The sequence below is a fragment of the Anoxybacteroides voinovskiense genome, assembly GCF_014196205.1.
GTDB lineage: Bacteria > Bacillota > Bacilli > Bacillales > Anoxybacillaceae > Anoxybacteroides > Anoxybacteroides voinovskiense.
Map to the genome: position 1 here is coordinate 76,116 of NZ_JACIDE010000004.1, position 16,736 is coordinate 92,851.

A 16,736-nucleotide genomic window follows, 5' to 3' on the forward strand; every position below is an offset into this window, starting at 1 on the left:
CTTCCTTCGCTATTTTCTCGGTCTCGCAATGAGTTTAATTGGCGTGCCCGTAAATCCGAATGCATCGCGAATGCGGTTTTCTAAAAAGCGTTCGTACGAAAAGTGCATGAGTTCTGGGTCGTTGACAAACACAACGAACGTCGGCGGCTTCACCGCTACTTGTGTGACGTAATAAATTTTTAAGCGCTGACCGTTATGCGTCGGCGTCGGGTTCATCGCAACCGCATCCATAATCACTTCGTTTAATACGTTCGTCTGTACGCGCATCGCATGGTTTTCGCTCACCATTTTCACTAGCGGAAGCAATTTATGCAGCCGCTGCTTCGTTTTCGCCGATACGAAGACGATTGGCGCATAATCAAGAAATTGAAAATGGTCGCGAATTTTCCGTTCAAATTCAATGAGCGTTTTATCATCTTTTTCGACCGCGTCCCATTTGTTCACGACAATAATGACCCCACGCCCTGCTTCATGCGCATAGCCGGCAATTTTTTTATCTTGCTCAATAATGCCTTCTTCGGCGTTCAACACGACTAACACGACATCAGACCGCTCAATCGCTTTTAAGGCACGCAAAACGCTATATTTTTCCGTCGTTTCGTAAATTTTGCCGCGCTTACGCATGCCTGCCGTATCGATAATGACATATTCTTGTCCTTCTCTTGTAAACGTCGTATCGACCGCATCTCTTGTCGTTCCGGCGATGTCGCTGACGATGACGCGCTCTTCCCCTAAAATCGCGTTCACAAGCGACGATTTCCCGACATTTGGCCGACCGATTAAGCAAAATTTAATCGTGTCGTCTTCATATTCCGTTTCGCTTCGTGTTGGAAAATGGGAAACGACTGCGTCCAACAAATCGCCAAGTCCTGTGCCATGCGAACCGGAAATCGGATACGGTTCACCAAATCCGAGCACATAAAAATCGTAAATAAGGTCGCGCATGTCTGGATTATCAATTTTATTGACCGCAAGCACGACCGGCTTATTCGAGCGGTGTAAAATTTTTGCGACTTCTTCATCGGCTGCCGTCACCCCGTCGCGCCCGTTTGTCATAAAAATAATGACATCCGCTTCGTCAATGGCGATTTCCGCCTGCTGGCGAATTTGCACTAACAGCGGCTCGTCGCCAATGTCAATTCCACCGGTGTCAATCAAATAAAACGTGTGGTTTAACCATTCTCCGCTGCTATAAATCCGGTCGCGCGTCACGCCCGGCACATCTTCGACAATCGAAATACGCTCGCCTGCAATCCGATTAAAAATCGTAGACTTGCCGACGTTCGGACGGCCAACGATAGCTACTACTGGCTTGGCCATACTATCACCCTTTCTTTTCAACAACAACCTTTCACCCTAAGCTGTTTTATTTTATCAAAAAGCGCGGCGCGCAACAATAGCGCTATAGCGGCTTATTTCGTTTCAGCTGTTTTTCGTCCATATATTGTGGGATATGTTCTACTACTGACCAAGCGAATAATAACGCACCCGTTAGCGCAAGTACATCAAAAAAGAAAAGCGAGCCAATAGGGGAAGGAAACACATCGCGTACCGCCACCGCATAGACGATATCCCCTTGGCAGCTGCCGATAGCCGCCGCTAACATGCGCGCCGTTGGCTTTCGTTCGATAAATAACACAAGCATCGTCGTGCCAATCGCAAGCAACCAGCGCTCATCCGCCCAGATAATAATCGGATCGGCGATTGCTAATAGCCGAATAGAAACAGAAAAAAAAGCAACCGTTAACGCGCTGAACAATAACGAGCCGCTCATTTGGCGGCGGACAGCTATCAACGAAAAAAGAAAAAGAAAGAGAAACGAATAGGTGATCGAAAAAGAAGCAATGTTTATCTTATAGATTGAACCGCAAATGAACAAAAGCGTAGTAGCGGCTAAGCGCGTGCGCTCGTTCGTCTTTTTTTGTAAAAACGTTGCATATATCCAAACGACCCATGCCCACCAATAAAAATAAAGTCCCTCCATTTTATTCCCTCCTAGCAACTTCATTATTGCATCTTTTTTGAAAAAATAATCTCGTATAAAAAAGAAAAAGCGTGACAGACTAACAGCGACATCGATGAAAGGAGGGAGACAAATGGCAAAAGATCGGCAAGAATCCAAACTAAAAGAATCGCGTCGCGTCGAATCCGACCGTGACCCAGCGATTGAAAAAAACGGGACGACTCGGCTCGATACTCCAGAGGAGGCAAGACGGCAACAGCGATAATATTCGCTCTCGCTCCTCATTAGGCGGTCTTTACGATCGCCTTTTTTTCTTTTTTGCGACTATTTTTCCTCCTTCTCGGCAACACTAATGGTAACATGTTCCTAGTAAGAAAGTGGGAGGAGCGCATGCAATTTTTTAAACAGCGAAGAAAACAAACCAACAAAGAAAACGTACCGGCTATGGAACGGGAACACAAACAACCAGAAGCGGTCGTGTTGTCGGCTGATATCACGCAAAATATCCAAACGTTACAAACTATCTATGAAAATTGCTGCGACGTCGTCTTTCGTTCGTTTCGCATTGGTGGAGAAGTAAACGCTACGATTCTTTACATCGACGGCTTAGTCAACGTCGAGCAATTGAATATAGCGGTGCTCCCTTCGCTGATGACCAAACAAGCCGCGGAAGCAACGACGCTTGCTTCGTTTTTAAAAGAGTCGTTGCCTGTCTCTTCTCTCACAACGGTACAGACGGTCGCCGAATGCATTGAACAACTTTCCTCTGGTAGCTGCGTTTTATTGATTGATAAACAACCAGAAGCCGTCGCCCTCAGCATCGCGAAATGGGAAAAACGTTCCCTCGAAGAGCCGACAGGGGAAGGGGTCATCCGCGGGCCGCGCGAAGGATTTACAGAATCGATTAGTACAAACCTTTCGCTATTGCGGCGCAAACTAAAAAGCCCAAAATTAAAAACGAAAGCAAAAACGTTCGGGACGTATACGCAAACAACGGTCGTCGTTACGTACATCGATGGGCTTGCAAGCGAAACATTGCTTGAAGAAGTCGAAGTACGCCTTTCGCGCATTGATGTCGACGGCATTTTCGAAACGAGCTACATTGAAGAACTGATTGAAGACAATCCGTATTCGCTGTTTCCGCAAGTCATTAATACGGAACGACCCGATGTCGTCGCGGCAAATTTATTGGAAGGGCGGGTAGCGATTTTACAAGACGGTACCCCGTTTGCGCTCATTGTCCCTGCCTCGTTTTATTCGTTGTTGCAATCGAGCGAAGATTATTATCAGCGCCATGCGATAAGTACGATGATTCGCTGGTTGCGCTATTTGTTTCTGTTAGTATCGTTATTATTGCCGTCTTTGTACGTCGCCGTGCTCACCTTTCATCAAGAAATGGTGCCGACGACGTTATTGTTAACGATGGCAGCATCTAGAGAGTTAATTCCGTTTCCAGCGCTCGTAGAAGCGCTCATTATGGAAATAGTGTTTGAAGCATTACGGGAAGCTGGGGTGCGGTTGCCGAAACAAGCAGGGGCAGCGGTCAGCATCGTCGGGGCGCTCGTCATCGGGCAAGCGGCGGTGCAAGCAGGGATTGTATCCGCACCGATGATTATGGTCGTCGCCTTAACAGGGATCGCCTCGTTTACGATTCCGCGCTACGCTGCCGGCATTGCCTTGCGGATGCTTCGCTTTCCAATGATTTTATTGGCAGGTTCGCTCGGATTGCTTGGAGTGATGCTCGGGCTACTACTTATTTTAATTCATATGGCAACGCTTCGGTCGTTCGGCGTGCCATATTTGTCGCCGATGGCACCGATGCAGTGGGAAGAAATGAAAGACGTGCTCGTTCGTGTGCCATTATGGAAACAAAATAAACGGCCGCGCTTAACCGGAACGAAAAATAGAACGCGCCAAGCCCCGAACCAAAAGCCGGACCCGCTCGAAGGTGACGACCAACTAAGCAAAGGAGGACAGTCGTAATGGAAAAAGGGAAAATTTCCGCGCTTCAGCTGGCGATGATGATGTATCCCGCGATTATCGCGACCGCTATTTTATTAGTTCCTGCCATTACCGCCCACCATGCGAAGCAAGATATGTGGCTGTCGCCGATTTGGGCAGCGTTTACCGGTGCCATCACCGTTTGGATAGCGATTCGGTTGCATGAATATTACCCAAAACAAACGGCGATCGAATATAGCGCGCAAATTGCCGGCAAATGGTTCGGAAACATCATCGGGTTCGTTTTTTTATTTTTTTATTTGCACGCAAGCGGCATTATCGTGCGCGAATATGGCGAATTTATTATCGGCAACTTTTTCATTCGCACCCCGCTTCTGTTTATTATGGGGAGCATGATTCTCGTTTGCGCCTTTGCCGTGCGCGGCGGCGTCGAAGTCGTCGCGCGCCTTTCTGAAGTCGCCGTTCCGGTCGTCATTGTTGTCATTGCTCTGTTTGTCATTATGCTTATTCCCGATATGGAAATAAAAAATATGTTTCCGATTTTCGAGCATGGCATCCTCCCTTCCTTAAAGGGAGCGATTATTCCGCAAAGCTGGTTTAGCGAATGTTTTTTAATCGCCTTTTTGCTTCCGTATGTAGCAAATCAACAAGACGGGAAAAAATATGCGCTCTTTTCCGTCGTTGCGATTTGTCTGACGCTCGTTATGGTGAATTTTACCGTCCTTTTTGTGCTCGGAAACATTACCGCCCGCTTCGTCTATCCGGTCATGAGCGCCGTGCGCTACATTAGCATCGCCGATTTTTTAGAACATCTCGAAGCGTTCGTAATGGCAATTTGGGTCGCAGGAGCGTTTTTAAAAATCGCGGTCTTTTATTACGTGCTCGTCTTAAGCACCGCGCAATGGCTACGTCTAACCGACTACCGATTGATCGTCTTTCCGATTGGGTTTCTCATTTTACTGTTCGGCAATTGGGCGGCACCGAATGTCATGGAGTTGTCACACTTTTTAGGCACGTCTACTCCGTTTTATTTAAATACGGTGCAGACCGTCATTCCTTTGTTGCTTTTACTTGGTGCCAAATGGCGCCATAGGGGGAAAAAAGCATGAAGCGGGCAATCATCTGTTTTGTCGTTTCTATTAGTTGTTTCCTGTTAAGCGGCTGTTGGGACCGCACAGAGCTGAACGACTTAGCGCTCGTTACCGGAATCGGCATCGATCAAAAAGGAAAAGAAATCGAGCTAACAGCACAGCTTGTCGTACCGAAAAAATTAGGCGCTGGCGCGTCGATGGGGGGAAATAATAGCGGCAGCAGTGGCGGGGCAACGATCGTCCGTTCGGGAACAGGGAAAACGTTAGCGGATGCGATCGCCCACTTGCAAGAAAAATTGCCGCGCCGATTGTTTTGGGGGCATGTGAAAGTAATCGTGTTCGGGGAAAAAGCGGCAAAAGCCGGCATTCGAGCGCATATGGATTTTTTAAGCCGCAATCCGCAAACGCGGCTGCGGTCAAACGTATTAGTTTCTGACAAAACAGCAAAAAGCGTACTTGAATTGTTGCCGCCCATTGAACAAAGTTCTGCCGAAGTGTTGCGCGAATTATCGAACTCGCAAATTTTAATGAACATCACGTTAAAAGACGTTTTGCAAATGTTAAGCGGCGAAACTGGTGCAGCGGCATTGCCGATGGTCACCCTTTTGCCAATCGAAAAAGAAAAAACACCGCTAGAAACGATTGCCTATATTGACCGAACAGCTATTTTTAAAGGGGATCGCATGATTGGTTCGATCGGCGATAAATTAACGCGTGGGGCGCTTTGGATTCGCAACGAAATTGAACAAGCAAACATTACCGTTTCGCTAAAAGGAGCGGAAGGAAAAATAACGTCGACGATTATTCGCGCCAATACAAAATTGATCCCGAGCTATAAAAACGGGCGCTGGAAAATGACGATTGACATTACTTCACGCGACGATGTGTTATTGAACGCGACGAATTTAAGTTTGTATAACGAAAAACATATTCATCAGCTGGAAAAAGCGTTGGCGCAAGCGACGATCGAGCGCGTGAACGCAACGCTAAAAAAAGTGCAAAAAGAAATGCACGCAGACATTTTCGGGTTCGCTGACGTCATTCACCGAAAATACCCAAAGCAATGGAACCGGATAAAAAATAGATGGGATGACATTTTCCCAGAAATCGAAGTAAAGGTAAAAGCAAACGTCGTCGTCCAACGGCCTGGAATGAACACAACGCCGCAAGGCATTCCAGAAGATGAGGTGAAAAAATGAACACAGCTGGGGTATTGTTCGGAAGCATTGTCGTTGTCGTTCTTATATTTCTTTTGGAATTGCCGCGCTTTCGTCGGGCAGAAAAAAAAGAGAAAACGGTATTTCTCGTCTTATTAGCGCTCGGAATGGCACTAGCCGTCGTGCTCATTTATTTTCCTGACGTTCCTGGTCCGACTCAGCTCGTTCATTATATATTTGAGCCGCTTGCGCGAGTATTTAAGCTAGAATAAAAGGCGCCCGTTACGGACGCCTTTTACTGCTTGCGGCAAAGCGAGCTAGCGTTGGCTATACAGTTTCGTTTGCAACCCTCGCTCGGTCAGCCAATGGTGCGTTTTTCCGGAAATAACGAGCGGGGCGCGCTGTAAGTCGCTTACCGTTTTTGCCCCGAGGGCGGTCATCATTCGCGTGAAATCAGCATGCCATGCCGTAATTTCGTCGATAAGCGCCTCCACCCCTTGCTCGATCAATATTTTTAAAAACGGGCGGGCAACGCCGACCGCAACCGCCCCAAGCGCCAGCGCTTTCACCGCATCCACTGCTGTGCGAATGCCGCCGCTCGCAAGCACGGAAACATTAGGCGCCGTTTGCGTGACTTCAACAATCGACGCAGCGGTCGAAATGCCCCATTCATTAAAGTACATCAGTCGGTCGTTGCGCCGTTCATTTTCCACGCGGGCAAAATTCGTTCCGCCAAAGCCACCGACATCAATGTATTGCACACCAATTTCCACAAGCTTTCGCGCCGTTTCTTTGCTTATGCCAAAGCCGACTTCTTTCACAATCACGGGAACGTCCATCGCCCGAACGATACGTTCGATGCGCTGTAAAGTGCCGGTAAAATCGCGGTCGCCTTCAGGCATCACTAATTCTTGCACGACGTTCAAATGAAGTTGCAAGGCGTTCGCCTCAATCATTTCCACCGCTCGCTTCGCTTCATCGACCGTCGCTTCGCTGCCGATATTTGCAAAAATAATCCCGTTTTCGTTGACGCGGCGAACAATGGTAAACGTTTGGCGCTCGCTTTCTTCTTTGATGGCCGCCATTTGCGAGCCGACCGCCATCGCAAGCCCGCACGCTTTCGCTACTTCCGCGAGCTGTTCGTTAATTGCCATCGTTTCCCGTCCCCCGCCGCCGGTCATCGCATTGATAAAAAGAGGCGAACTTAATGAAAGTTCGCCTACAGCTGTGTGCAATTGAACGTCATTCGTTCCGATGTTCGGCAAGCTTTGGTGCACAAATGCGATGTCATCAAGCCCATTTGCCCTTTCTTGTTCGATAGAAAGCGCATGCTCAATATGCTCAAGTTTTCGTCTAGCTCTATTCACTATCGATCACCATTATTTTAACTTCTTCAACTGCTCACCAATCACTTCACCGAGCTGAAAGCCGGTCGATTCGGCTTGTTTTGTATATTGGCTATAGTCTTCTTGCGCTGGCTCTTCGACAAGTTCGCGCATGCTTAATGAAATGCGGCGGTCTTTTTCATTTACATCAAGCACTTTCGCTTTTACTTCGTCCCCTTCTTTTAACACTTCGTGCGGGGTGCCGATATGTTTATGCGAAATTTGCGATACGTGCACAAGCCCTTCGACGCCAGGGAAAATTTCGACGAACGCCCCAAACGGCGCAAGCCGCTTCACTTTTCCTGTCACGACATCCCCAGGGGCAATCTTTTCCGAAATTCCTTCCCACGGCCCTGGCAACGCTTCTTTTATCGACAGCGAAATGCGGCCGTTCGCTTCATTGACCGACAGCACTTTTACTTTGACGACATCGCCTTCTTTCACCACTTCCGCCGGATGTGCGACGCGCGTATGCGCAAGCTGCGAAATATGTACGAGTCCGTCAAAGCCACCGATATCGACAAATACGCCAAAATCAGCAATGCGGCGCACCGTTCCTTCGAGCACTTGCCCTTCTTGAATCGTTTGGAACGTTTGCTTTCGTTTTTCTTCTTGTTCTTGTTCTACTACCGCACGATGCGATAAAATAACGCGGTTTTTCTCGCGGTCAAGCTCTACAACTTTTACTTTTAACGTTCGCCCTTTATAATCAGAAAAGTCTTCGACAAAATGCGTTTCGACAAACGAAGCTGGAATAAAGCCGCGCACGCCGACATCGGCAACAAGCCCGCCTTTGACGATGTCTTTCACCACAACGTCAAACGCTTCGCCGCTAGCAAATTTTTTCTCTAGCGCTTCCCATGCATTGTCAGCGTCTACTGCCTTTTTCGATAAAATAAGCAATCCTTCTTCTTCTGTTTCGCCTTCTTCGACTTTTTTTACTTTCGCTACAATCTCATCCCCGACGGAAACGGCGTCGCTCGTCTTTTCAATATGAAGGCTAGATAGCTCGCTAATCGGGATAATCCCTGCTTGTTTGCTTCCTTCAATGTCGACAAGCACTTGCTTTTCTTCGACTTTTGCCACTTTGCCGCGAACGAGATCACCTACCTTATATACGTTTACTTCTACATTCATGTCCTCTACCATTAAAAACCCTCCTTCGTCAACTACCCACAAACTGAAAAGCACGACCATCCGGAAAAATATATTTTTCCTTCTGTCCTACTTTTCTATTTATTATACCATATTTTTTCAAAAAGCATGTATCATAATGCTTATTGATATTCGTCTAAAAGGGCTTGAATATGACGCATAATATATTCCGTCGCTTCTTCCGGCGATGCTTTTCGTTCGCGAAGGGCGCTTATATCCAACGGTTTTCCGTAAACGACTTTTAATTTTTTCAGCGGGCGGTACGGGCCGATAATCGCACACGGAACGACTGCTGCGTCCGTCCTTAAGGCAAAAAAGCCGACGCCCGCTAGTCCTTTTTGCAGTTTTCCGTCTTTGCTGCGCGTCCCTTCTGGGAAAATGCCTAACACATGCCCTTCTTTTAATACGTCAAGCCCTGTTCGCAACGCTTGCCGGTCGCTCATCCCCCGCTTTACTGGAAATGCATGCAATGGCGGTAAAAGCGTTTTTAAGACCGGCACGCGAAACAATTCTTCTTTTGCCATAAAATGAATCGGCCGTGGCGCCGTAATGCCGACAACGGGAGGGTCGAGGTTGCTAATATGATTGGCGCAAAGCAATACGCCGCCTTCTTTCGGAAAATGTTCCGTCCCGACGACTTCGATGCGGTACAGCGGTTTTAAAACGCCGGAAACAACCCCTTTCGCAAACGCATAAAAATCCATTGTTATCCAATCCTTTCGTTGACGATTTTCATAATCTCACTGACGACATCGTCGATCGTTAAGGAAGTGGTGTCAATTTCTACGGCGTCTTCTGCTTTTGTTAGCGGTGCGACTTGTCGTTCGGAGTCGATTTTATCGCGGCGAGCGATTTCTTCTTTTAACGTTTCGAAATCAGACGCAAACCCGCGCGCCATGTTTTCGGCATGGCGGCGCCGCGCCCGCTCTTCCACCGATGCTTTTAAAAAGATTTTTACTTCTGCATGAGGAAGAACGTGCGTTCCGATATCGCGTCCATCCATTACGACGCCGCCGTTTGCTCCTAGCGCTTGTTGACGCGCAACCATCTCTTTGCGCACGAGCGGATGTTTCGCTACAAACGACACGTGATTTGTCACCGCTTCGCCGCGAATGACGGTTGTGACGTCTTCGCCGTTGACGAAGACAAGCTGCCCTTGGTCGGATGGTTTTAATTCAATATATGTATCGCGCAATAACGTAAGTAGCGCTTGTTCGTCGTGGACATCGATTCCTTTTTGTAATGCGAGATACGTCAGCGCTCGGTACATCGCGCCGGTGTCGATATAAAGATAAGAAAGTTTCTCTGCCAATTTTTTGGCGACCGTGCTTTTTCCTGCTGCTGCCGGTCCGTCAATGGCAATCGAAATTCGTTTCATAGCTCCTCCTTATTGCTTGTCAGTTTGCAAAGAAAAAAGCAGGAAACTTCCTGCGTTTTCATTTTATCATATTCACGGGAGCTGGTCGACGGTTGTTTCGACCGTTTTCGTTTTTTCGTTCGTCGTGACCCCTTCGTATTCGTATACTTTGGCGACATATGGGGCAAGCGGGGTGTATAAAAGCACCCATTGGGCAAGCAGTAAACAAAGCCACTGAACGATGACGATTTTAAGCAAAATTCGCTCGATTCGCTTCATTTGACAACCGCCTTTTCGTTTTTACGTGTAGCGTTCCCGTTTTAGCGTTCGTTTATTCGCGTAGCCCTTCTTCTTTTTTTCGCTGTTCGAGCTGCCGTTCAAAACTGTAGCGAATAAATAGCACCCGCTCTTTTGGCTCCATCGTCAAAAATTGCAGCGACGCTTTATGCACATAGCTTCCTTCGACTGGAAAGACGCGGATAATTTTAGACGGTACTTTTATATAGTGGTAGTCGCCTGATTTCATATGGAGCACAACCCACGCCTCGACGACCGTACCTGGAAGAATGGAAGCCGCTTTCTCCGGCAATACAATTGCCGCTCCGCCTGCACTAATATCGGTCGTAATCGTCGCAAACGGCAAAAATTCACCGTTTAGCGGATGAATGGCAATATCGACTGCCGCTTCGACGCGAACGTATTGCCGCCGTTGAATGCGCACAAGCTTTCCTTCCCCTGGATAAGAAAGAACGACCGTCGGAACTGGTTCGCGCACTTTCCCTGTCACTTCGGTATCGAACAAATAAAGGCACTCATCTTTTCCGACAAAACTTGCTTTAAATTGCATGCCATTAATCAAATAAACCGTTTTTCCTGTTTTTTTGTTTACCGGATAATCGATATGAATGCGGTCGGCAAAAATTTCTGTCACTTTGCTGCGATATTCGTGTATTTCTTTTTCATTTCGCGATTCTAAAATAATCGTATCCCCTATTTTTAGCATCGTTTCTCCCTCGCCTGTATATCTCTTCTTTTATTTAACAAAAAAGAAAAGCTTTTGACAAGCTTTTCCTCATTCATAGTTTCGTTCGACGCTTTGCATTTTATCCACTTTTTCTTCCAGACCTGTTTGCGTATTAATAAAAATTTGGTACGTATCATCACCTAACGTGCCTAAAAACTCATAACAAAGCACTTCTTGATTCAAATCGTTCGTAATGACTGCTTGCCGCTCTTCCATGACGCGGACGTTCGGGTTTAATTTTTTCCGCGCCTCCGCAAGAGAAATCGTTGGCTTCGGAAGGGTTGGAAGCGGTGGGGAGGCTAAATAGTCGCGGGCAGAAAAGCCGACAATCGTTCCATCATCTAGCGCGACTTTCATTTTAATCGCCTCTGGATAAATGCGCACCCCTTGTTCATTTGCGACGAATGTCAATACCGCTACATTATCATATTGGGAACTGTCATAAAGTTCAAAGTTGGTGAAGCGGTGTTTCTTTAAAAATTGCTGCCCTTTGACGCTTGCGTCATATACGCTAATCGCTTGCTTTTTCACCGGACGGTTATCCATGACCCAAATCGGATAGCCACCTTTTTCGGTAATGTCCATATACGTTTCCGCTTTCGTTTTCGGGTCAAACACTGTTACGCTGTAAAACCGTTCGTCCGCGCCTTTGCCGCTTCGAACGATTTTGATTGTTTCTGTTCCTTTTAGTCCTAAAAACGACTTTGCAATTTGTTTTGCTTCGGTTTCGGAAATTTGCTTTCCTTTCGCGCGAATAAATCCTTTTTCGCGGTTTGTTATCGTCGTAAAAGTCGGCGCGAAATTCGTTCCTTCGGAAAATGATTGAACATCGTTTTCGACCGCTTTAAAGCCGTCGATAATTGTATTGTCGCTCGGACGGTTGTTCGTCGCTAACGCTAATTCGACGTCCATCCAACGCAAATGGTTTTTTAGCACTAAATGTTGGACGTTGCGCAGTTCGTTTTGAATATTGGCCGCTTTTTGGTAAAGCGCCTGCAGCGTTTTATATTCTTCTTTTGTCAGCGGTTCTTTGTCTAAATCGCGGACAGCGGTGCGATAGCTAAACGCCCCGATTTGTGCTAAAAATTGTTGCGTTTTATTAAATGGCAATAACGACAACGGCAGCTGCCCGACGTCGGAATGTGCTTCGGCGGCAATGCGCCATACTTCAGCAAGCGCCGGCGATAAAGACGTTCTCGAGTTCATCGCCAGCGTTGTGCCGATTTGGTCATGCAACATATCGATTTTATACGTTAAATCGTGAAATGCGCGTTGATAGTTGTTTTCCGCATGCACTAAAATCGCGTTTTTTTCTTGGTGTTCGCGATAGCCCCAATACGCCGTGCTGACAACGCCAAGCGATAAAAATGCGATCAATAGCACCCGTACCATATCGTTCACCTGCCTTTTTATTTACAAAAAATATGCTTGCCAATTCGTTTAATTTGCGGTCGGCTCCAAATCCAGCCATTTGTCGCGGTTGCTGGGTTAAAATAATAAATTGCCCCTCCCGAAGGATCCCAGCCGTTAATCGCATCAAGCACCGCTTTTTTTGCTGTTTCATTCGGCGTTAGCCAAATTTGTCCGTCCGCAACGGCGGTAAACGCCCCTGGTTGAAATATCACCCCTGCAATGCTATCAGGAAACGATGGATGTTCCAACCGGTTTAAAATGACGGCTGCGACCGCTACTTGCCCGATATACGGTTCGCCGCGTGCTTCGCCGTATACGGCGTTTGCGAGTAAGCGAATGTCATTTTGCGAAAAGCCTTTCGGAACGTTTGTTGCCGTCGTTTGCACCGTCGTTTTTGCCGCCGTCGCATTATTGTCCCCTTTCACCTGCTCACTTAACGGTTTTCCGCCATAATGGGTAAACGAATTGCCCTTTTGAATTTGCTCTTTCACAAATGACTCGTAATATTTAGAAACTTTCACTAGCTTCGCTTTTGTACTCTCACCAGCTAACCCATCGACAGGAAGCCCGAATTTGTCTTGAAAGTTGCGCAGCGCCCAATATGTACTCCAGCCAAACACGCCGTCGATTTTGCCGTTGTAAAATCCGATGTATTGCAGCCTTGCTTGCAGTTCAAGCACATCATCGCCGACTGCTCCGCGCTGAATGACTTGATTCGAAAACGCATGCACTTCTCCAGCACACATAATAAAACAAACGAGCAGACACGAAATCATTCGTCCGCGCATCAATCTTCCTCCTTCCATCGTATCATTTGTATTTTTCGCCTAAATAGCCGTTCTATACAAAAAAAGCCAAGCTTTACGCTTGGCTTTTTATGGAAGGAGCAGCTTGCACGTCGATTCCTTTCGCTTGTTTCACTTTTCGTAATGCCATCCACCAGAGCATGAGCATAAACGGCACCATATAATACGCCCATTTTTCTTGCGTGAGCAAAATAAAATCGTATGTGCCGTGCAACACGACCGGCAACAGAAAAGACAACGTCAAGTAAAACCGTTTTCGTCCTTGAAATTTCGCCTTCCCGATGTAAAAGCCCATCATGACCGCAAACAGGGCATGGCTAGACACCGGCAAAAGCGCGCGTGTCATCGCCACCTCGACGCCATTTGCCAATAAATAAAGAATATTTTCTAACGTCGCAAACCCGAGCGATACGCTCGCACTATAGACAATCCCATCATACGGCTCATCAAACTCCGGATGGTCAAAAATAAAAAAATATACGATAAACCATTTCACAAACTCTTCTAACAATCCAGAAGAAATGAACGATTGCGCAAACGGAGATGCAACCACTCCTTCTACCGTTAACACGTGCTGAATAAACATAATCGGAAACACAAGCAGCGCGCCAAACAGAAATACGCGCAACACGAGCGACAACGGCTCCGTTTCGTATTCATCTTTTAAATAAAAATAGCTAAGCAATGCCAACCCTGGGGCAATGCCAGCCGCAATCATCGCAAATATACAAATCCCCGTTTCCATTCATTTATTCTATCGTAACATAAGATAACAGCAATTGAGAATAACATTTCTTTCGACAGTTAGCAGGGAAAAGCTTTTCTCCCGACTGACAAAAGAGGAATGGCACCGCTGTTTTGCGCAATGAATAATAATCCATTTTTAGAAAAGCGTTCAACGACAAAAAATTGAGCTTTTCATATTGAAATATCCTTTTATTCCCTTTATGATGGACAATGACATCATTGATTTATACAGAAAGGGTGGCATCCGCATGTTCAAAAAAATGATCGCAACATTGCTTGTTTTCGCCATGTTCTTATCCCTTCCGCTTCATGGCATGGCGGCAAACGATACAACGCCTCTTATTCTCAAAAACACGTCGATTAACAAGACGGAGTTTTTGAGCGGCTCGAATATTGAAATGACGTTTACCGTCGCTCCTGATTATGAGTCGGGACCAGCTTCGGACGCAGATATTACCCTTGTCCATAGCTCGGGTAAAACGATATACTCAATGATGCCGTATGAAGGAAATGATACGTATCATTTTTCATTTCCGACTAGCGGCATGTTAAAAGGAACTTGGTACGTCTCTCGTATTACCTTGCACGATAATGCGGGCAACATGAGCACATATGAAAACGACCATCCTCTCATTCAAAAGCTAAAATTTACAATTCTTGACGGCGAAACGGATTCGAGTCCACCGAAACTGACTTCGGTACAAATTGTGCAGGCAGCCGCCCAACCGGGGGAAACGGTCAAATTGATTTTTGGCATCACGGATGAAAGTGGCTTTTCACATGGAAGCTTTTCGCTTAAACATAAAGAAACCGGAAGTTATCCACTCTCTGGAAACATTTATTTCAACGGAACAACAAACCAATACGAAGCCGATCTTCGGATTCCCGATTTAGCCAAAAACGGAGAATATACTGTCGGCACTGTAGAACTAACGGACAAAAAAGGAAATTCGCAGCGCTACTGGGCGCATACTACACCGTTTATGGACGATGACAAACTCATCATCTCCGGCGGCATCTCCGACTTTAACGGACCGACGTTTCATTCGGTTACATTATCTAAAACAGCCGTCTATCCCGGCGATCGCATCACGGTGATAGTAAAAGCTAAGGATGACGGACGAGGAATTAAAGGGGTGAACGTCTCCTTTAGTGACGATTTTAGCGGGTATAACCGTGGACATTCGTTTTGGGATTCATTAATATCCTACGGAATGGAAGAATGGGCGAAATCCATTATCGTTCCACCGCAACTACCGGAAGGGATTTATTATATTTACCAAATCTCCTTAACCGATTTAGTAGGTAATACAACCTTTGTCAAGGCAGGCAATCAAACAAAGTTACCTCTTTTAACTGTTCTGCCGTTCTTTTCTGGTGTCGAGCCGACGACGATTGTTAAAGGCACAGCATTTGACCCGCTTGCAGGCGTCAAAGCATACTCGGAAACAGAAGGGGATCGTACGAAAGACATTCAAATAAAAGGAGAAGTCGATGCGTCGGCAAACGGGATTTATTTGCTCACATATGCCGTAACAAGCAACATTTTTCCGAACCCTTCGTATACTCCGGAAGAAAGAAATTACGTTTACCGCTCGTACCGCTGGGTGACGGTGAACGATAAGCAAGTGAACCCTTCGTTCGACACGCTATATTTTAACGAAGATGTGAAAATCGGTGTACCTGAAAGCGGCGTACTTGAGCTTTCGACAGGACGATCGACGCAAGCGCTGAACCAAAATACGCTGATATCAAAAGAGGGGACTTACGAAATTCGCGTGCGCGCGAACAATCTAGCCACGGCGGCTAGCCGTTTGACGTCATCTTTGGCGGGAAGCTTGCTGGCAGCAAATGCAACCGCAAAAACTCAAGAAACACAAAGGTTGAAATTTGTAATTGATAAAAAGAAACCAAATGCACCGACGCTTAATCCCGTCTTTAGCGAATCGACAAAAATCACTGGAAAAACAGAACCGGCCGCGACCGTTAACATTTATATTAACGGCCGATACTACAAAAGCGTCAAAGCGGACAACAAAGGAGCTTACTCTTCCGTTCTTTCGAAACAAGTAGCGGGCAGCGAAATTAGGGTGCAAGCCGTCGATTTAGCCGGAAACAAAAGCGGCTTCTCGACGCGGAAAGTCGTCTACGCACCACAAGTCAACTCTGTCAGCAACCGTTCGACTGCCATTTCCGGAAAAACAATGCCGCGCGCAACGGTCAAAGTATACGTCGACGGAAAGCTCTATAAAACAGGGAGAGCCGATGCAACCGGATACTACAAAATTCCGATGTCAAGGCAGCCAGCCGGGACAGAAATAAAAGTGGTCGTTACCGACGCGAAAAAGAACAGCTATTCTAGCCTTCCGCTGAGAGTAAGTGATCGCATCGCTCCAGCTCCGCCGCGCGTCAATACCGTCACTGTCCATTCGACCGCTGTTACCGGAACGGGAGAAAAAAGGACAACCGTCTTTATTTTTGCAGGACCGAAGCAACTAGCACGCGGAAAAGTGGGGAATTCAGGAACATTTAAGCTAACAATTGCAAAACAGAAAAAAGGAACTGTCTTGACCGTTTATTTAGTAGACGCCGAAAACAATAAAAGCAGTGCTACACAAATTAAAGTGAAATAACACGCTAGCTTCTCAATAACAAAGGATCGCCATCAGGCAACCG

The 16,736-nt window shown here is 46.7% G+C and carries 17 protein-coding genes; 6 read left to right on the forward strand and 11 right to left on the reverse strand.

What is annotated here, in order from left to right:
- Positions 1 to 9 precede the first annotated feature (9 nt).
- Complete coding sequence (gene der, locus GGR02_RS03700) at positions 10 to 1,320, reverse strand: ribosome biogenesis GTPase Der (protein WP_183183394.1); 1,311 nt, start codon at positions 1,318 to 1,320, stop codon at positions 10 to 12.
- A gap of 82 nt (positions 1,321 to 1,402) precedes the next feature.
- Complete coding sequence (locus GGR02_RS03705; protein WP_183183395.1) at positions 1,403 to 1,984, reverse strand: YphA family membrane protein; 582 nt, start codon at positions 1,982 to 1,984, stop codon at positions 1,403 to 1,405.
- A gap of 112 nt (positions 1,985 to 2,096) precedes the next feature.
- On the opposite strand from GGR02_RS03705, the gene GGR02_RS03710 reads away from it, so the two are divergent.
- The 5 genes from GGR02_RS03710 (at position 2,097) to GGR02_RS03730 (ending at position 6,445) form a co-directional block, all read left to right on the forward strand.
- Positions 2,097 to 2,228 (forward strand): YpzI family protein, encoded by a 132-nt coding sequence (locus GGR02_RS03710; protein ID WP_183183396.1) that lies wholly within the window; start codon positions 2,097 to 2,099, stop codon positions 2,226 to 2,228.
- A 125-nt stretch (positions 2,229 to 2,353) separates the two neighbouring features.
- Positions 2,354 to 3,946, forward strand: a complete 1,593-nt coding sequence (locus GGR02_RS03715) for a spore germination protein (protein WP_183183397.1) — start codon at positions 2,354 to 2,356, stop codon at positions 3,944 to 3,946.
- The gene (locus tag GGR02_RS03720) at positions 3,946 to 5,034 is read left to right on the forward strand and encodes a GerAB/ArcD/ProY family transporter (RefSeq protein WP_183183398.1); all 1,089 of its coding nucleotides are present in this window, start codon (positions 3,946 to 3,948) and stop codon (positions 5,032 to 5,034) included. Before GGR02_RS03715 ends, GGR02_RS03720 begins: the two co-directional genes overlap by 1 nt.
- Positions 5,031 to 6,215 (forward strand): Ger(x)C family spore germination protein, encoded by a 1,185-nt coding sequence (locus GGR02_RS03725; RefSeq protein ID WP_183183399.1) that lies wholly within the window; start codon positions 5,031 to 5,033, stop codon positions 6,213 to 6,215. The genes GGR02_RS03720 and GGR02_RS03725 overlap by 4 nt, the downstream gene beginning before the upstream one ends.
- On the forward strand, positions 6,212 to 6,445 hold the full coding sequence (locus GGR02_RS03730) for a hypothetical protein (protein WP_183183400.1): 234 nt from the start codon (positions 6,212 to 6,214) through the stop codon (positions 6,443 to 6,445). Before GGR02_RS03725 ends, GGR02_RS03730 begins: the two co-directional genes overlap by 4 nt.
- 45 nt (positions 6,446 to 6,490) lie before the next feature.
- Here GGR02_RS03730 and fni read toward each other — a convergent pair whose 3' ends face one another.
- From fni to prsW, 9 genes are all read right to left on the reverse strand, one after another.
- The gene (gene fni / locus GGR02_RS03735) at positions 6,491 to 7,540 is read right to left on the reverse strand and encodes a type 2 isopentenyl-diphosphate Delta-isomerase (RefSeq protein ID WP_183183401.1); all 1,050 of its coding nucleotides are present in this window, start codon (positions 7,538 to 7,540) and stop codon (positions 6,491 to 6,493) included.
- A gap of 12 nt (positions 7,541 to 7,552) precedes the next feature.
- Positions 7,553 to 8,707, reverse strand: a complete 1,155-nt coding sequence (gene rpsA, locus GGR02_RS03740; RefSeq protein WP_183183402.1) for a 30S ribosomal protein S1 — start codon at positions 8,705 to 8,707, stop codon at positions 7,553 to 7,555.
- 128 nt (positions 8,708 to 8,835) lie between these two features.
- On the reverse strand, positions 8,836 to 9,417 hold the full coding sequence (locus GGR02_RS03745) for a lysophospholipid acyltransferase family protein (RefSeq protein ID WP_183183403.1): 582 nt from the start codon (positions 9,415 to 9,417) through the stop codon (positions 8,836 to 8,838).
- Positions 9,418 to 9,419: 2 nt separating this feature from the next.
- On the reverse strand, positions 9,420 to 10,091 hold the full coding sequence (gene cmk / locus GGR02_RS03750) for a (d)CMP kinase (RefSeq protein ID WP_183183404.1): 672 nt from the start codon (positions 10,089 to 10,091) through the stop codon (positions 9,420 to 9,422).
- 72 nt (positions 10,092 to 10,163) lie between these two features.
- Positions 10,164 to 10,349, reverse strand: coding sequence for a YpfB family protein (locus GGR02_RS03755; RefSeq protein WP_183183405.1), 186 nt, complete (start codon positions 10,347 to 10,349; stop codon positions 10,164 to 10,166).
- Positions 10,350 to 10,401: 52 nt separating this feature from the next.
- Positions 10,402 to 11,073: a flagellar brake protein gene (locus GGR02_RS03760; protein WP_183183406.1), complete on the reverse strand. Its 672-nt coding sequence runs from the start codon at positions 11,071 to 11,073 to the stop codon at positions 10,402 to 10,404.
- Positions 11,074 to 11,142: 69 nt separating this feature from the next.
- Positions 11,143 to 12,486 (reverse strand): germination protein YpeB, encoded by a 1,344-nt coding sequence (ypeB, locus tag GGR02_RS03765; RefSeq protein ID WP_183183407.1) that lies wholly within the window; start codon positions 12,484 to 12,486, stop codon positions 11,143 to 11,145.
- Between the two features lie 17 nt (positions 12,487 to 12,503).
- Positions 12,504 to 13,295 (reverse strand): spore cortex-lytic enzyme, encoded by a 792-nt coding sequence (gene sleB / locus GGR02_RS03770; protein WP_183183408.1) that lies wholly within the window; start codon positions 13,293 to 13,295, stop codon positions 12,504 to 12,506.
- 73 nt (positions 13,296 to 13,368) lie between these two features.
- Positions 13,369 to 14,040: a glutamic-type intramembrane protease PrsW gene (gene prsW, locus GGR02_RS03775; RefSeq protein WP_183183496.1), complete on the reverse strand. Its 672-nt coding sequence runs from the start codon at positions 14,038 to 14,040 to the stop codon at positions 13,369 to 13,371.
- A gap of 268 nt (positions 14,041 to 14,308) precedes the next feature.
- Here prsW and GGR02_RS03780 point away from each other — a divergent pair, with 268 nt between their 5' ends.
- On the forward strand, positions 14,309 to 16,693 hold the full coding sequence (locus GGR02_RS03780; RefSeq protein ID WP_183183409.1) for an Ig-like domain-containing protein: 2,385 nt from the start codon (positions 14,309 to 14,311) through the stop codon (positions 16,691 to 16,693).
- Positions 16,694 to 16,736 lie beyond the last annotated feature (43 nt).

What these genes read in the sequence shown, in the direction of transcription:
- der (WP_183183394.1), bottom strand. Translation starts at nt 1,320, where the DNA reads ATGGCCAAGCCAGTAGTAGCTATCGTTGGCCGTCCGAACGTCGGCAAG.
- GGR02_RS03730 (WP_183183400.1), top strand. Translation starts at nt 6,212, where the DNA reads ATGAACACAGCTGGGGTATTGTTCGGAAGCATTGTCGTTGTCGTTCTT.
- GGR02_RS03780 (WP_183183409.1), top strand. Translation starts at nt 14,309, where the DNA reads ATGTTCAAAAAAATGATCGCAACATTGCTTGTTTTCGCCATGTTCTTA.
- sleB (WP_183183408.1), bottom strand. Translation starts at nt 13,295, where the DNA reads ATGCGCGGACGAATGATTTCGTGTCTGCTCGTTTGTTTTATTATGTGT.
- GGR02_RS03715 (WP_183183397.1), top strand. Translation starts at nt 2,354, where the DNA reads ATGCAATTTTTTAAACAGCGAAGAAAACAAACCAACAAAGAAAACGTA.
- GGR02_RS03755 (WP_183183405.1), bottom strand. Translation starts at nt 10,349, where the DNA reads ATGAAGCGAATCGAGCGAATTTTGCTTAAAATCGTCATCGTTCAGTGG.
- GGR02_RS03725 (WP_183183399.1), top strand. Translation starts at nt 5,031, where the DNA reads ATGAAGCGGGCAATCATCTGTTTTGTCGTTTCTATTAGTTGTTTCCTG.
- ypeB (WP_183183407.1), bottom strand. Translation starts at nt 12,486, where the DNA reads ATGGTACGGGTGCTATTGATCGCATTTTTATCGCTTGGCGTTGTCAGC.
- GGR02_RS03710 (WP_183183396.1), top strand. Translation starts at nt 2,097, where the DNA reads ATGGCAAAAGATCGGCAAGAATCCAAACTAAAAGAATCGCGTCGCGTC.
- GGR02_RS03720 (WP_183183398.1), top strand. Translation starts at nt 3,946, where the DNA reads ATGGAAAAAGGGAAAATTTCCGCGCTTCAGCTGGCGATGATGATGTAT.
- rpsA (WP_183183402.1), bottom strand. Translation starts at nt 8,707, where the DNA reads ATGGTAGAGGACATGAATGTAGAAGTAAACGTATATAAGGTAGGTGAT.
- GGR02_RS03745 (WP_183183403.1), bottom strand. Translation starts at nt 9,417, where the DNA reads ATGGATTTTTATGCGTTTGCGAAAGGGGTTGTTTCCGGCGTTTTAAAA.
- GGR02_RS03760 (WP_183183406.1), bottom strand. Translation starts at nt 11,073, where the DNA reads ATGCTAAAAATAGGGGATACGATTATTTTAGAATCGCGAAATGAAAAA.
- cmk (WP_183183404.1), bottom strand. Translation starts at nt 10,091, where the DNA reads ATGAAACGAATTTCGATTGCCATTGACGGACCGGCAGCAGCAGGAAAA.
- GGR02_RS03705 (WP_183183395.1), bottom strand. Translation starts at nt 1,984, where the DNA reads ATGGAGGGACTTTATTTTTATTGGTGGGCATGGGTCGTTTGGATATAT.